Consider the following 14,398-nt stretch of genomic DNA (forward strand, 5'->3'; position numbering starts at 1 on the left):
AAAAAACTGCCCTGCGCGAGACGCAGGGTGGGCCTTGCCCGTGGCCAGCTTGTTGCCCCCCAAGTCTCAGCGCAGATAGGAGGTATCGTTTTCATTTATACATATAAAAGAAAAATAGACTTTACTTATTCAGGCGTAGTTTCCAGACTTACCTTCGCGAAAGTTCATTTCAAATATCACTGCGCTGTTACAGATCTACGACAAAAAGACCTGAGTAACCACGGTGGAGATGCCGGAAAATCCGGCCAAAATACCGCCGACAGATAACATCCAGCCCAACAGGGGAATGACCATGACCAAGACATCCATACTATGCCTGACCGTTGCCGCCTCGGCATTGTTCGCGAATGCTGCGCTGGCCGAAACGCAATTGACGGTCTACACGGCCGTTGAGGCCGAAGACCTTGCCCGCTATGCGGAAACCTTCAATCAAGACCATCCGGATATCAAGATCAACTGGGTGCGCGATTCAACCGGGGTTATCACCGCCAAGCTTTTGGCAGAAAAGAACAATCCGCAGGCTGATGTGGTTTGGGGCCTTGCTGCGACCTCGCTTTTGGTGCTGAAGACCGAAGACATGCTGGCCCCCTATGCGCCTGCCGGGTTGGACAAGTTGTCTGCCAACTTCAGAGACAGCGACAACCCACCCTCTTGGGTTGGCATGGATGCCTGGGTTGCGGCCGTCTGCTATAACACGGTCGAAGGCGGCAAGCTGGGCATGGCCGCGCCGACAAGCTGGATGGACCTGACAAAGCCGGAATATGCGGGCCATGTGGTCATGCCTAACCCGGCCTCGTCTGGCACGGGCTTTCTGGACGTTTCATCCTGGCTACAGATATTTGGCGAGGACAAGGGCTGGGAATATATGGACGGCCTGCATCAGAACATTGCGGCCTATACCCATTCCGGGTCGAAGCCCTGTAAAATGGCCGCTGCGGGGGAAACCGTGATCGGTGTGTCTTTTGCGTTCCGCGGGGCCAAATCCAAGGCCGAAGGCGCGCCGATTGACATTATCGTTCCGTCAGAAGGTGTTGGCTGGGATATGGAAGCGGTTGCGATCGTTGCAGGCACCGCCAACGAAGAGGCCGCCAAAACGCTATTGGATTGGAGCATAACACCCAAGGCGATGGAAATGTACAATGTCGGCTATGCCGTGGTTGGTATTCCCGGCATCGCCAAGGCGGTAGAGTATTTCCCCGAAGGGATTACCGAGGCGATGATCGACAATGATTTCGAATGGGCGGCGAACAACCGCACCAAAATCCTTGAGGAATGGTCCAAGCGGTACGAAACCAAGTCCGAACCCAAGGGCTGAACCCAATCGTTTGATGTTGAAACCTGGGGGCGCTGCGCTGCGGTGCCCCAACCCATGCCCTATTCAGAAAGCCCATCATGTCAGACAAATCCAAATCTTACCTGCAAATCAAAGGTCTATGGAAAGCATTCGGTGAGTTTGTCGCCCTGAGAGATATCAATCTTGATATTGGCAAGGGTGAATTCATCTGTTTCCTTGGCCCATCGGGTTGCGGCAAGACCACGCTTTTGCGGGCGGTTGCGGGGTTGGATCCGCAAACGCGCGGCCAGATCTTTCAGGGAGGGCAGGATATTTCGAACCTGCCCACGTCCAAGCGCGATTATGGGATCGTGTTTCAATCCTACGCGCTGTTTCCCAACCTTACTGTGACCCGCAACGTGGCCTTTGGGTTGGAAAACACGGGGCGTCCAAAGGCGGCCATAAAGGCCAGGGTCGCTGAATTGCTGGCGCTGGTTGGCTTGCCCGAGCAGGCCGAGAAGTACCCCGCGCAACTGTCGGGCGGCCAGCAACAACGTATTGCCCTTGCCCGCGCCCTTGCCATTGATCCAGGCCTGTTGCTGCTGGATGAGCCGCTTTCGGCACTGGATGCCAAGGTGCGGGTGCATCTGCGGCATGAAATCAAGGAATTGCAGCGCAAGCTTGGGGTGACGACGATCATGGTTACGCATGACCAGGAAGAGGCGCTTTCGATGGCTGACCGCATCGTGGTGATAAATCACGGCACGGTTGAGCAGATCGGCACCCCGGCCGAGATTTACCGCGCACCCGCCTCGTTGTTTGTCGCCGATTTTATCGGTGAGACGAACAAGGTTGCCACGACCTATAAGAACGGGCGCGTCACGCTTGGCTCGGTTTCGCTGACGACCAAAATGCAAGGCGTGGCGGAAGGGGCTGCTGTGACTGTGGCGGTCCGGCCAGAAGATGTGGTGCCACATCTGTCCACCAAAGCCGGAGATGGGGTCGCAAACCTGTTGCCTGCGCGGCTGATGGATATGGAATTCCTTGGGTCTTATTGGCGCTGCCACCTGCAATCGGATATTTTGGGCGGGCAAGACCTGATCGCCAATTTCTCGATCAACGCCGTGCGGCGCCTGGACTTGAAGCCGGGGCTTGAAATGGCAGTGGAATTGCCTGCCGAGCGGGTTCTTGTGTTTGCGGAAAGGACATAACATGTCAGACACAAGCCTTCCTTCCGGGCGCAATGTCACGCTGAAGCTTGACCGAGACGGCATGATAAAGCGCGCCTTTATGGCCGTGATCGCCTTGTATTTGATCGTGGCACTGGCCTTGCCGCTTTATACGATGCTGTCGAAAAGCTTTGTGACCTATGGCTTTGATCTGGGTCGCTATGAATTTCAGGTCAGCGATGAGGCAGGCACTTTCGGCCCTGCGCAATCGGCAGCCGCCATTAACGCAGAGCTGAAGGTTTTTGGTGCCAAGGATCTGCGCACATCATCGGATGGGCGGCTGGCTGCAACGGCGCTATTCCCGGATTTCAGCTTTCGCAGCCCGGTGAAATACCGCCTGCGTGGCACTGACCCGGACGCGCCCTATCTGGTCGGGCTTGATTTGCAAAACACGACCGAATGGCAAGAATACGACGGCAACACCTTTCGCCGGATCAACCTGCGTCCTGTCAAATCGGTTGGGGTGCAGAACTATTTTGAGTATTTTTCAAACCCGGCGCTGTTCTCATCAATCCAGAATTCGCTGTTTATCGCGCTGATCAGCACCGTGCTGACCGTGGCGGCGGCCTTTGGCTTTGCCTATGCGCTGAACCGCAGCATGATGCGCTTCAAAGGGTTTTTCAAGCTGGTCGCGATGATGCCGATCCTTGTGCCATCGCTGTTGCCCGGCATTGCGCTGATCTATCTGTTCGGCAATCAGGGGGTCATAAAAGCGGTCTTGATGGGGCAAACGATCTATGGGCCGATCGGAATTGTCATTGGCTCGGTGTTTTTCACCTTTCCGCATGCGATGATCATCATATCCACCGCGCTGTCGATTGCCGATCAACGCCAGTATGAGGCGGCGGACTCATTGCGCGCCAGCAGATGGCGAACGTTCTGGACGGTCACGATTCCCGGCGCGCGCTATGGGCTGATCTCTGCCGCTTTCGTGACCTTCACGCTGGTCATCACGGATTTCGGCCTGCCCAAGGTGATCGGGGGGCAATATAATGTGCTTGCGATCGACATCTATAAGCAGGTGATCGGCCAGCAGAATTTTGAGATGGGGGCCGTGGTTTCGGTGATCTTGCTTGTTCCGGCTGTGCTGGCCTTTATCGTCGACCGGCAGGTTCAGAAAAAGCAGGTGTCACTGCTGTCGGCGCGCTCCGTTCCCTATCAGCCGAAAGCCAACAGGCATTTCGACGCGCTGTGCCTGCTGTGGTGCGGCGCGATGACGGTGTTCATTCTGGGGCTTATCCTGGTGTGCCAATACGCGGCGCTGGTGCAGTTCTGGCCCTATGACCTTAGTCTGAGCTTGAAGAACTACGATTTCAATCGTACTGACGGCGGCGGCTGGGCGGCCTATTACAACTCGATCAAACTTGCGTTGATGACGGCGGTATTCGGCACCGTGATTGTGTTCACCGGGGCCTATATGGTGGAAAAGATCGACGGATTTAGAACCGGGCGCGGGGTTTTCCAGTTTTTGGCCATGTTGCCGATGGCGGTGCCGGGGATGGTGCTGGGGCTGGCCTATATCTTTTTCTTCAACGATCCGGCGAACCCTTTGCATCCGATTTACGGCACGATGACGATTCTGGTCGTCTCGACCGTGACGCATTTCTACACCGTGGGGCACCTGACCGCCTTGACGGCCCTAAAGCAGATCGACGCCGAGTTTGAGCCGGTGGCGAGTTCGTTGCGTCAGCCGTTCTATCGGCTGTTCGTGCGGGTGACTGTGCCGGTTTGCCTGCCGGCGATCCTCGACATTTCAATCTATCTGTTCGTCAATGCGATGACGACCGTGTCGGCGGTGGTGTTCCTTTATTCCACCCATACCGCGCTGGCCTCGGTTGCGGTGCTGAACATGGATGATGCAGGCGATATTGCCCCTGCGGCAGCGATGGGGATGATGATTTTCTATACCAATGCCGGGGCGCGCTTGCTGCATATGTTTGCCTCACGCCGGATGTTGCGGAAAACCCAAGGCTGGCGCGGGCGGTGAGGGCGCCGTCTGGGGCGGAACGGTTTGGGGTCGTTTCAGGCGCCGCCTTCGCAAAACGCCTGGGTCAGGGCGCGCCATTTCGTCTCTGAACATTGGTCGGGCTGGGCCAGCATCCAATAGCTTGCGGAGGGGCGAAGGCTGTGTGCGTCCAGCCGCACCACCCGGCTTGCAGCCAGGGACGGCTTGCAGCCAGGGACGCCGCCGCCAATGGCAAGGACGCCAGCAGCACACCCGCCCCGGCCTCTGCTGCGGCCAGTGCGGCGATGAAGCTGTCAAAGCGCAGCTCGGGTGCGGGGCCGCTGATGGGGCCCCAATCGGCCCAGCCTGGCCTTGGGCCCGAAAGCGAAATTCGCGGTTTTGCGTGCCAATCGCCCTGTGCCTGATCGGGATGCGCGACGGGGGCAAGCTCTTCGTCAAACAGTCTGGCCGATCGGTATCCCGGCCAAGGCCCACTGCCATAGCGGATTTGAACGCCGCCGCCTTTGTCGAAATCCTCGGCCAGAACCATGGTGGAAAAGGAAAAACTTAGTCTGTCGGCGGGCTGCACATGCGCCAAGCGCGGAACCAGCCAAGCCTGAATGACCGAGGCGCTGGCCGCAATCGTGACCTGCCGGGGGCCATGGCCGAACAGATCATCGGCCGTTTGATGGATCGCGCGCAGATGGGTGGTGATATACGGCAACCATGCTTCGCCCTCAACCGTCAGGGTCACGCCGCGCGGCTTGCGCAGGAACAGGCGCACGCCCAGACGCGCCTCCAGGTGCCCGATGCGTTGGCTGATGGCGGCCTGCGTGATTGACAGATCCTCGGCTGCTGCCACGAAACTGCCAAGGCGCCCGGCGGTTTCAAAGGCGCGAACCCATTCAAGGGGCAAAGGGCGTTGTGACATAAGGAAAACCACTGCTTAGACGCTGTATTGATGTATTGTATTTATATGATTTCACGCCAGTATGCCAATGAATTCAAATGATGAGGCAATGATGTTTGATGTGACCCTAGGCCCCGATGGGCAAGTTTTGACCCTGACACAAGCAGGGCAGCGGCCTGCGCGGTTTCATGCGATATGGCTGCGTGACAACGCTTGGGATGCGCAAACCCGCGCGCCGGGCAACGGGCAGCGGCTGATCACCTTGGCTGATATTCCGCGCGACACCCATATCGGCACGGCGCATGTGGAGGGGCGCAACCTGAAACTGGTTTTTCAACCGGAAAACAAGGCGGTCAGCTTTGACATCCCAGACCTGCTGGCGCAAAGCTATGACATCGAAAAGGCCCGGTTGCCGGGCTGGACAGCGCCACAGATAGAGCCGTGGAATGCGGGGTTGATGGGCGCGGTTCCGGTGGCCAGCCTGCCGCAGATTCAGGCGGATGCGGGTGCAAAACGCGACTGGCTGGCACAAGTCGCGCGCTATGGCTTTGGCAAGCTGACCGATGGCCCGTTGCACGATGGCGCCTTGTTTGAGGTGGTGGACTTGTTTGGCTATGTCCGTGAAACCAATTATGGCCGCAAGTTCGAGGTGCGCACCGAGGTAAACCCGACCAACCTCGCCTATACCGGCCTTGGCCTGCAGGCCCATACCGACAACCCCTACCGTGATCCGGTCCCGACGGTGCAGGTGCTCTATTGCCTGGAATCCTCGGCGGCGGGTGGTGAGAATATGGTGGTTGATGGCTTTGCCTGTGCGCTGCGGCTGCGCGATGAAAGCCCCGAAGGCTTTGCGCTGCTTGCCAAATACTGCGCCCGGTTTGAATATGCGGGCGAGGCTGGGGTGCGGCTGCAATCGCGCCGCCCGATGATCGAGCTGGCCCCGGATGGCGAATTGATCGGCGTGCGGTTCAACAACCGCTCGGCTGCGGCGATCACCGATGTGCCGTTTGAGGATATGGAGGCCTATTACGCCGCCTATCGCAGGTTTGCCGAAATCATTGACGATACCGCGATGGAAGTGACCTTCCGGCTGAACCCCGGTGAAAGCTTTGTGCTTGATAACACACGGGTTTTGCACGCGCGCAAAGGCTATAGCGGGGCGGGAACGCGGTGGCTGCAGGGCTGCTATGCCGACAGGGATGGGTTGAACTCTACCCTTGCCGCGATGCAAACCACCCTGGAGGCCGCGGAATGACCGAGCTTTCCGCGCAAACCATCGTTGCGTTTCTGGGCGATATCTTTGAACGGCGTGGCGGCGAAGAATACTTGGGTGAACCGGTGACCATGGCCCAGCATATGCTGCAAGGGGCGACCCTTGCCGAACGCGCCAACGCCCCCGAGGTGGTTATCGTCGCCGCCCTGTTGCATGACATCGGGCATTTCACATCGGAATTCGGCACTTATCACCCCGACGACGTTGAGGACCGCCACCACGAAGACGCCGGGGCCGAGGTGTTGGCCCCCTATTTCCCCAGCCTCGTCACCGATTGCGTGCGCTATCACGTCGCCGCAAAACGCTATCTTTGCGCAACAAAGCCCGAGTATTTTAACCGCTTGTCGGCTGCCTCGGTGCATACGCTTGGCCTGCAAGGCGGCCCGATGAATGCGGATGAAGTGGCCGAATTTCAGCGCAACCCCAACCTGGAGCAGATTATTCAGGTTCGCTATCTGGATGAGGCCGGTAAACACGCCGATATGCAAACCCCACCCTTTGCGCATTTCGCGCCGATGGTGCAGCGGGTGGTGGATAGCCATTGTAATTCAGTGCGCTAATGGCGTTGCCTTGATTTGAGGCGGGCCGAAAACCCTGCAGACCTGCGACAAAAGGGGCGGTTGCGCAAGCGGCCGCCCCGATGGGGTTTGGTCAAAAAAACCTAAATCGCCAATACCCTGCCGCACTGGCCGCCCGTGGGGCAGTGGCGATCAACCCTGTATCACGTTGTTTTCGAAACGCCTTATTGTGCGCCCTCTGTTCGCCCGGCGCTATCGGCGGCAAGGGGTTTGGCCTGCAAAAGGTCGCGCAAACGAAGGGCCGCCCGCCAGCTTGCCGATTTGTGATTGACCCGGATAAGATAGGTCGATTGCAGCGAATAATTGGCCTGAAACACCCGCACCAACCGTCCATCAGCAAGATAGGGGTCCACAAGGGGGCGCCGACCGAGCAAAATACCATCGCCATTCTCGGCGGCATCAATCGCGATCAACATGCCATCCACCGCAAGGCCTGTTGGTGCTTTGGCGCTGCTTGGGGCGAATGTGCGAAACCAGCGGTGCCAATCGTTCTTATACCCCAATGTGTGGATCAGATCACATCGGGCCAGATCCTGCGGCAGATGAACGCAGCCAACGCTTGCAAGATAGGCTGGCGCGCAAACCGGTAGAATTTCAGCATCCCACAGTTTCTCGGTGTCGGCGTCCGTATCTTCGGGAAAGCGACCCCGGAAAATTTCGATATCCCAGGCGCGGTGCCGTCCATCCAGCGAATTTTCCAGCGTAATAATCCGCACATCGACATCGGGCATGATTTGCCCAAGATTGCGCAGCTTGCGGGAAAGCCAGAGCGCAGCCACGCTGGGTGTACAGCGCACCGTCAGTGTTCGCGCCGATTTTTTTGGAAATAATTGCTGTGTCACGGCATCAAGCCTGTCCAGCACCTCACGGACCACGCCGAAATAGGCGCGCCCGCTTTCAGTCAATGAGATGGAACGATTGTGGCGGATGAACAGCTCAGAGCCGAGATCCGCCTCAAGCTGACGGACCTGCTGGCTGACGGCGGATTGTGAAATCGAAAGCTCCTCGGCCGCCAAAGAAAAGCTCATGCGCCGCGCAACGGCATCGAAGGTTCGGATAGAGTTGAGTTGGTGCCGGTTCGCCATGGCGCTCACATAAGCTATGCTAATGTGAGCTAGCAGGATTTGCCGTTTGTCGGCAAGCGAAATTCTACCCTACACTTTCGCTACAGGGATGATGGGAGAAAGCCATGCAGTTCTTTACCTTTCTTGAGATGTCAGAAGTTGTGCGCGTCCATGAAGCCTCGCTTGAGATTTTGGAGGAGGTCGGGCTGCTGGTGCGCAACCAAAAAGCGCGCCGTCGTTTTGCCGAACATGGCGCGATTGTTGACGAGCCGAATGAGCGTGTGCGCCTGCCTGCCGCAGTCGTCGAAAAATATCGGGCGATGATACCCCCGACGATCACTTTGCGCGGCCGCGACCCGCGCTATGACGTGACCTTTCCCAGAAAACTGCCGGTTATTGCCACGGCAAGTTCGGCCCCCGACATCGTGGACCCGGTCACGGGCCTGACCCGCCGCGCCACCTCGCACGATATTGCGCGCATCGGCCATGTGGTGAACGAGCTTGACGGTTTCGACGTTTTCTCAATCTCGGTTCTGGCTGATGACGCCCCCGAAAATCAGTTCAATCTGTCACGGTTTTATCCGGCGCTCAAAAACTGCCTGAAGCCGGTGCGGACCTCGGTGCTTAACACCGATGAGGCGCGGCAGATCCTGAAACTTGGTGAGTTGATCGCCGGGTCGCCAGAGGCCTTTTGGGAACGTCCCTTTATCAATTTCGGCTATTGTTCCATTGTCACCCCGCTGACGATGGATTTCGACAGCACCGAGAACTTGATGTTCTTTGCCGAGAACGGCGTGACGGCCTATGGCACGGTTGCGCCGATGGGTGGCATCAATACACCGCTTTCCATGCCCGGTATGCTGGCGCTGATCAATGCCGAGTGGCTTGCTGCGGCCTGCCTTGCCCAGATGTCGCGCCCCGGCACCGAACAGATTTACAACTTTCTTCCGGTTTTTGCCGATCTTCGCGATGGGGCCTATGCGCCGGGCGGGATCGAGGTGGGTATCATGAACGCGCTGGTTTGCCAGATGGCGCGTTTTTACAATGTGCCGTCCGGCGGGTATCTGGGGCTGACAAACGCCAAGATTTCAGATGCGCAAGCCGGGTTTGAAAAGGGCATGTCGCCGATGATCGGGGCGCTGTCGGGGGTTGATTTCATTGTCATGGGGGGGTTGCTGGATGCGCTGATGTCGTTTGATTTCGGGCAGGTCGTGATCGACAACGAAATTGCGCAAATGGTCAAACGGGTGCGGTCAGGGTTTGATTTTTCCGAGGATGCGCTTGCGATCGAGGATATAAAGCGCATTGGCCCGGCGGGGATGTTTGCAGATTCGGCCATGACCTTGCGCGATATGCTGAGTGCGACCTTCATGCCAGAGATGGCCGACCGCCAGCTGCGCGAAACCTGGGCGGAGGCCGGCTCACATTCTATCCATGACCGGGCGTTGGACAAGGCGATGTCGATCCTGACAAGCCCGAACCGCGCCGCGCTGGACACGCAAACCGATGCCCGTATTCGCGCAGCCTTTCCCGGCATCGTCGCCGGAGAGGCAACGCTGCCTGAAGGCTGGACACCGCGCATTGCAACGGGCGGGCTGCGCCGAGAGCGGCGCATGACGTCAAGACGTCGCGCCCTGACCCACGCCTAAGGCGGCGCGCCCCAAGCGCATCTTATCCCTATCTGCCGTGCAAGGAGTTTTCACATGGCCCCCACATTTCCCAGCCATGCCCGTATTGTCATCGTCGGTGGCGGTGCCATTGGCGCTTCTATCGCGTATCACCTTGCTTTGGCGGGTGAAAAGGATGTCTTGTTGCTTGATAAAGGCAAGCTGACCTCAGGGGCCACATGGCATGCGGCGGGCCTTATGGGGCAGTTGCGCAGCAAGGTGAATTTGACGCGCCTGATGCAGTACAGCGCCGAACTTTGTGCACGGATCGGGGCAGAAACCGGGCAGGATGTGGGCTGGCGGAACGTCGGCAGCCTGCGGCTTGCGGCCTCGGAAGCGCGCTGGCAGGAATTGAAGCGTGCCGCGACAGCCGCCAAAAGCTATGGTTTCGGCATGGACCTGATTGGCCCCGATGACGTGAAAAAGCTGTTCCCGCTGGCCGATGTGCAGGGTTTGAAAGGGGCGACATGGATTGCAGGCGATGGCTATGTTGATCCCTATTCGCTGACACAGGCTTACGCAAAAGGGGCCAGGTCCGGGGGCGTCAGAATAATCGAAGATACTGCGGTGACGGGGCTAAAGATCAGCGGCAGGCGCATCACGGCGGTGGAAACGGACAAGGGGGCGGTGGGCTGTGAAATCGTGGTCAATGCGGCCGGGCTTTGGGCGCGCCAGCTTGGTGAAATGGCTGGCATTGATTTGCCCGTGACGGTGGTTGAACATCAATATCTGGTAACCGAGAAATCGCCACTGGTCCCGGATAACCTGCCAACGCTACGCGACCCCGACGCGAATTTTTATGTAAAGCCCGAACCGGGGGCAATGGCCATCGGGGGCTGGGAAAAGCAAACCCGTGCCGTGTTTGGCCGCGGCAAACTGCCGATGAATTTCGGGCAGGAACTGTTCGGCGCAGAGTTGGACCGTATCGCTGAGGTGATCGAAGGGGCAAGCGCGCGCATCCCCATCCTGAACCAGCTTGGAATCCGTACCGTCGTGAATGGCCCCATTCCGATCTCGGCGGATGGTGAGCCGGTGATGGGCGTGGCCGGAACGCTTGACAATTTTTTCATTGCCTGTGGGTTTACCTCTGGCATCGCGGCGTCAGGCGGGGTCGGGCGGGCGATGAGCAACTGGATCTTGCACAACGACCCCGGAATGGACCTCTGGGCCTTTGATTTACGTCGTTTCGGTCAACCGCACACCGGGCTGGAATACCTGCGTGCCAGCGCGATCGAGGCCTATTCAAAATATTACGCCGTCGCCTGGCCAGAGGAGGAGCGCTCGGCGTGCCGGCCGCTGCGTTGCTCGGCGCTGCACCACACGCTGATTGCACAAGGGGCTGAAATGGGGGTGAAATTTGGCTGGGAGCGGCCAAATTACTTCTTGCAGGCCGGTGAAGCCAAGCCGCCTTTGGAAACATTCGAACAATCGGCCTCTGCGGGCGTTGTGGGGCGCGAATGTCGGGCGGTGCGCGAGGGCGTGGCACTTATCGACCAATCCTCATTCAGCAAGTTCGAGGTGAAGGGGCCGGGGGCAGCGGCCTATCTGCAATGGCTTGCGGCCGGGAATATCGACAAGGCACCGGGGGCGGTGGTCTATACCCAGTTGCTGAACCCCCGTGGCGGGATTGAATCGGACCTTACGATCATGCGCCGCGACGAGGACCGCTTTCTTGTGGTCACCGGTTCCGGCTTTGGCACCCGCGACGGTGACTGGATCGCGCGCCATATGCCACGGGACGGCTCTGTGGTGATGCAGGATGTGACGTCGGGCTATGCGGTTATCAACCTGTGTGGCCCGCTGGCGCGGCAAGTGTTGGAATGTGCGACGCAAGACAATGTTGCCAACACCGATTTTCCCTACATGACCTGCCGCAACCTTCATATCGGCTGGGCCCCGGTTATGGCCGCACGGGTTACCTATATGGGCGAGTTGGGTTGGGAGATTTATGTTGCCCCGGAATATGCAGCGCATGTCTATGGCCGTTTGTGGGACGCAGGGGAAAGCTGTGGCATAGTCAACGTCGGATACAAGGCGATTTCAAGTTTGCGCATGGAAAAGCGGTATCTTTACTGGGGCGCTGATATCACCCCCGATGACAGCCCGCTGGAGGCAGGGCTTGGCTTTGCGGTCGCGCTGAAGAAAGGCGATTTTCAGGGGCGCGATGCGTTGTTGGCGCAAAAACAGCGCGGAGTTGAGCGGCGGCTGATGCAGTTCCGACTGGATGATCCTTTGCCCGTCTATGGCTCTGAAGCGGTGATCAGCGGGGGGCGGGTGATCGGCATGACAACGAGCGGTGCTTTTGGGCATACGATCGGCGCGCCGATTGTCTTTGCCTATTTGCAGGGGGACGACATGACCCTGACCGAGGTCGAGATTGAAGCCTTTGGAAAACGAAGCCGGGCCAAAGTCATGGACCGATGCGCCTATGACCCGGCCGGTGAACGGCTTCGCGTGTAAAGGGCCTGTGGCGTTTCGCCTTTGACTTGAAACACGGGCCATCACATAACGCTTTGAAATCCTTGATGACAGGCGCGATATACGGTCAGGTTCACGGTGAAACGCTTTGATCTGCGCTGGTTGCCAGACGTGTCCAAAACTTGATGGCGCCGCTTTGTGCGGCCGCAGATGATCAGGGGGCCATGCACCCCGAGTTGTTCGCCCTTTAGATGAAAACGCAGCTTGCACCGACTTTGCACCCCGGCGATGTCGGTGCTTGTACTTGGCCCCCCCTGTAAGCCTGATCTCAATCCAATCGAGATGGTTTTCTCAAAGGTGAAGGCCCGAAATCCGAACGGCCGTTGCCCGAACATATGAACCGCTTTGGCAGGCTGTTGGCCATGTCTGCACCCTGTTCAGCCGTCAGGAATGCACAGCTTGTTGAAAGCTGCAGGATATGAGGCCGATTAAGCCCGACACGCGCTAGCCCTCAACCGCTGAAAATTGCAGGGTTATCGCGTGCCAACCGCCAGCCCTGGCAACGAGCACCGCAATCAAGATTGCGCCGGTGCGGCCAATATCGCGCCCTGCCGAATCCACCAAGCCCGACAGCACAAAGCGTTGTTGCAAGACCGCAGCACCGGGGCCCAGAACCCGCAGGCGGGTTTTGCCGGTCACCAGCCGCGAGTGGCTGAACCCGCCCAGCAACTCCTCGGTCAGCAGGGCCTCTATGGCCTTGCGCCCTTCGGCCCAGCCGCCAGTCAGGCTAAGCATATCGGCATCTTCGGCCATCAGGCCCGCCAGCGCAGCGGCATCGCGCGCGCCCCAATATTTGGCGAATACGCGTGGAAATTCTTCGGCTGTTGTGGCTGTCATGCCCGTTGCGCCCCCTGGCCCGGATTGTTCAGGGTTGCGCTGCCCCCGGTGCGTTTGGCGCGGGGCAAGGGTTTGCGGGCTTGATTTTTCCTGGCAGGGGAACGGCCACTGCCAGCATATCCCACAAGTTGCCTTGGTGGCGGGCAGTCGGCCGATCCAGAGCGGGCGGGTTCAAGGGTCATGCGGCCTCCGGCAGGGTTTGCGCCACGTTAGTACATGGGCCGGGGCAGGGAAAGCTATGGTTTCAATGCCGCCAAAGCAGGCGCCAGATCGCCGTAGCCGGTAAAGCGGCGTTCATAGGCAAGGCCAAGCCTGCGGGCGCATTCCTTAGCCTTGGCATCCAGGGCGGCATTGTCGGTTTGGGCCTGATAAACCAGCTTGGTGTAATTGCCGAAATACATATCCCTGAGTTGGGGGTGCCGATCAAGGCCCATAGGTTTCCAGACGAAGGCATCGAATTGACGAACCAGAAAATCTGTCAGGTAAAAGGCCGTGAACTCATCTTCGGCCTTGACGGCAAAGGCCTTGTTCCCTTCAAAAAACGAATAGCAATGGGGGCCAGACACCATTTCAACCCCATGTTTCTTGCACATTTCCAACAATTCACCGCCAGTACCACAATCGGCATAGACGACAAAGATATCGGCATAGTCAGCGCGACGCTCAAGGATTGTTTTTTCGACTGCAGGGGGGATGCGATCGGGCCAAAGATGCAGGTTGGCGGGCAGGCATTGCAGGTCAAGATGGTCCCAACCGTTCAACGCCTTGAGGGCAAGAATTTCATGTGCCAGCGCACCACATGCGATCAGTAAAACCCGGCCACCGCCGCTTGGCGGCAGGCCTTTCTCGGTCAAAATGACGTCATCGGGTTTTACCGTCATTTGCGATCCATCCTCAGGCGAAGGGCAAGGGAAGCCCCGGCAAAGCCGAGGCCAAGGAGTGCCGTGGGCAGGCCAAGCCATTGCGCGGCCGCGATGGTAAGTCCGGCCGCGAAGATCACGATCAGGAACAGCCAAAGGATGACGCGAGGGGGCATGCTGGCCTCATTCAAAAAACAACATGAGTCAAATCTAGGGTCAAGCGGGCATAAAGCCAAGCGGCGAACACGGCGGGTTGAACGGGGAAAGCGTCATCGGCTCTAGTC

At 58.4% G+C, this 14,398-nt stretch carries 13 protein-coding genes; 8 read left to right on the forward strand and 5 right to left on the reverse strand.

Annotated features, from left to right (window positions below; translation table 11 throughout):
- The 4 genes from VDP61_RS16695 to VDP61_RS16710 all read left to right on the forward strand — a co-directional run.
- Nucleotides 1-267: hypothetical protein (locus VDP61_RS16695; RefSeq protein WP_323007993.1), on the forward strand; the 267-nt coding region annotated here is incomplete at its 5' end.
- A gap of 25 nt (nt 268-292) precedes the next feature.
- Complete coding sequence (locus VDP61_RS16700) at nt 293-1,315, forward strand: putative 2-aminoethylphosphonate ABC transporter substrate-binding protein (RefSeq protein WP_323007994.1); 1,023 nt, start codon at nt 293-295, stop codon at nt 1,313-1,315.
- A gap of 77 nt (nt 1,316-1,392) precedes the next feature.
- Nucleotides 1,393-2,484: a putative 2-aminoethylphosphonate ABC transporter ATP-binding protein gene (locus tag VDP61_RS16705; protein ID WP_323007995.1), complete on the forward strand. Its 1,092-nt coding sequence runs from the start codon at nt 1,393-1,395 to the stop codon at nt 2,482-2,484.
- 1 nt (nt 2,485) lies between these two features.
- Nucleotides 2,486-4,489 (forward strand): putative 2-aminoethylphosphonate ABC transporter permease subunit, encoded by a 2,004-nt coding sequence (locus VDP61_RS16710; RefSeq protein ID WP_323007996.1) that lies wholly within the window; start codon nt 2,486-2,488, stop codon nt 4,487-4,489.
- Between the two features lie 64 nt (nt 4,490-4,553).
- Here the strand turns inward: VDP61_RS16710 and VDP61_RS16715 are convergent, their stop codons facing one another.
- On the reverse strand, nt 4,554-5,378 hold the full coding sequence (locus VDP61_RS16715; RefSeq protein ID WP_323007997.1) for a LysR family transcriptional regulator: 825 nt from the start codon (nt 5,376-5,378) through the stop codon (nt 4,554-4,556).
- A 91-nt stretch (nt 5,379-5,469) separates the two neighbouring features.
- Between VDP61_RS16715 and VDP61_RS16720 the strand changes: the two genes are divergently transcribed.
- The gene (locus tag VDP61_RS16720; protein WP_323007998.1) at nt 5,470-6,612 is read left to right on the forward strand and encodes a TauD/TfdA family dioxygenase; all 1,143 of its coding nucleotides are present in this window, start codon (nt 5,470-5,472) and stop codon (nt 6,610-6,612) included.
- Complete coding sequence (locus VDP61_RS16725; protein WP_323007999.1) at nt 6,609-7,190, forward strand: HD domain-containing protein; 582 nt, start codon at nt 6,609-6,611, stop codon at nt 7,188-7,190. The genes VDP61_RS16720 and VDP61_RS16725 overlap by 4 nt, the downstream gene beginning before the upstream one ends.
- Nucleotides 7,191-7,372: 182 nt before the next feature.
- Here VDP61_RS16725 and VDP61_RS16730 read toward each other — a convergent pair whose 3' ends face one another.
- On the reverse strand, nt 7,373-8,293 hold the full coding sequence (locus tag VDP61_RS16730; RefSeq protein WP_323008000.1) for a LysR family transcriptional regulator: 921 nt from the start codon (nt 8,291-8,293) through the stop codon (nt 7,373-7,375).
- 104 nt (nt 8,294-8,397) lie between these two features.
- On the opposite strand from VDP61_RS16730, the gene VDP61_RS16735 reads away from it, so the two are divergent.
- Complete coding sequence (locus VDP61_RS16735; RefSeq protein WP_323008001.1) at nt 8,398-9,921, forward strand: trimethylamine methyltransferase family protein; 1,524 nt, start codon at nt 8,398-8,400, stop codon at nt 9,919-9,921.
- Between the two features lie 54 nt (nt 9,922-9,975).
- The gene (locus VDP61_RS16740; RefSeq protein WP_323008002.1) at nt 9,976-12,399 is read left to right on the forward strand and encodes an FAD-dependent oxidoreductase; all 2,424 of its coding nucleotides are present in this window, start codon (nt 9,976-9,978) and stop codon (nt 12,397-12,399) included.
- Nucleotides 12,400-12,861: 462 nt separating this feature from the next.
- On the opposite strand, the gene VDP61_RS16745 is transcribed toward VDP61_RS16740, so the two are convergent.
- The 3 genes from VDP61_RS16745 to VDP61_RS16755 form a co-directional block, all read right to left on the reverse strand.
- Complete coding sequence (locus VDP61_RS16745) at nt 12,862-13,254, reverse strand: SgcJ/EcaC family oxidoreductase (protein WP_323008003.1); 393 nt, start codon at nt 13,252-13,254, stop codon at nt 12,862-12,864.
- Nucleotides 13,255-13,490: 236 nt separating this feature from the next.
- Nucleotides 13,491-14,135 carry a DUF1638 domain-containing protein gene (locus VDP61_RS16750; protein WP_323008004.1) on the reverse strand — a complete coding sequence of 215 codons (645 nt, stop codon included), beginning with the start codon at nt 14,133-14,135 and terminating at the stop codon, nt 13,491-13,493.
- Entirely contained in the window at nt 14,132-14,290 is a 159-nt protein-coding gene (locus VDP61_RS16755; RefSeq protein WP_323008005.1) for a hypothetical protein, read from the reverse strand. Before VDP61_RS16755 ends, VDP61_RS16750 begins: the two co-directional genes overlap by 4 nt.
- Between the last annotated feature and the right edge of the window lie 108 nt (nt 14,291-14,398).

It is taken from the genome of Pseudorhodobacter sp., assembly GCF_034675685.1.
GTDB lineage: Bacteria > Pseudomonadota > Alphaproteobacteria > Rhodobacterales > Rhodobacteraceae > Pseudorhodobacter.

Bases quoted from the DNA above. Each gene is read 5' to 3' on its own strand.
- VDP61_RS16700 (WP_323007994.1), top strand. From the start codon at position 293: ATGACCAAGACATCCATACTATGCCTGACCGTTGCCGCCTCGGCATTG.
- VDP61_RS16705 (WP_323007995.1), top strand. From the start codon at position 1,393: ATGTCAGACAAATCCAAATCTTACCTGCAAATCAAAGGTCTATGGAAA.
- VDP61_RS16710 (WP_323007996.1), top strand. From the start codon at position 2,486: ATGTCAGACACAAGCCTTCCTTCCGGGCGCAATGTCACGCTGAAGCTT.
- VDP61_RS16715 (WP_323007997.1), bottom strand. From the start codon at position 5,378: ATGTCACAACGCCCTTTGCCCCTTGAATGGGTTCGCGCCTTTGAAACC.
- VDP61_RS16720 (WP_323007998.1), top strand. From the start codon at position 5,470: ATGTTTGATGTGACCCTAGGCCCCGATGGGCAAGTTTTGACCCTGACA.
- VDP61_RS16725 (WP_323007999.1), top strand. From the start codon at position 6,609: ATGACCGAGCTTTCCGCGCAAACCATCGTTGCGTTTCTGGGCGATATC.
- VDP61_RS16730 (WP_323008000.1), bottom strand. From the start codon at position 8,293: ATGGCGAACCGGCACCAACTCAACTCTATCCGAACCTTCGATGCCGTT.
- VDP61_RS16735 (WP_323008001.1), top strand. From the start codon at position 8,398: ATGCAGTTCTTTACCTTTCTTGAGATGTCAGAAGTTGTGCGCGTCCAT.
- VDP61_RS16740 (WP_323008002.1), top strand. From the start codon at position 9,976: ATGGCCCCCACATTTCCCAGCCATGCCCGTATTGTCATCGTCGGTGGC.
- VDP61_RS16745 (WP_323008003.1), bottom strand. From the start codon at position 13,254: ATGACAGCCACAACAGCCGAAGAATTTCCACGCGTATTCGCCAAATAT.
- VDP61_RS16750 (WP_323008004.1), bottom strand. From the start codon at position 14,135: ATGACGGTAAAACCCGATGACGTCATTTTGACCGAGAAAGGCCTGCCG.
- VDP61_RS16755 (WP_323008005.1), bottom strand. From the start codon at position 14,290: ATGCCCCCTCGCGTCATCCTTTGGCTGTTCCTGATCGTGATCTTCGCG.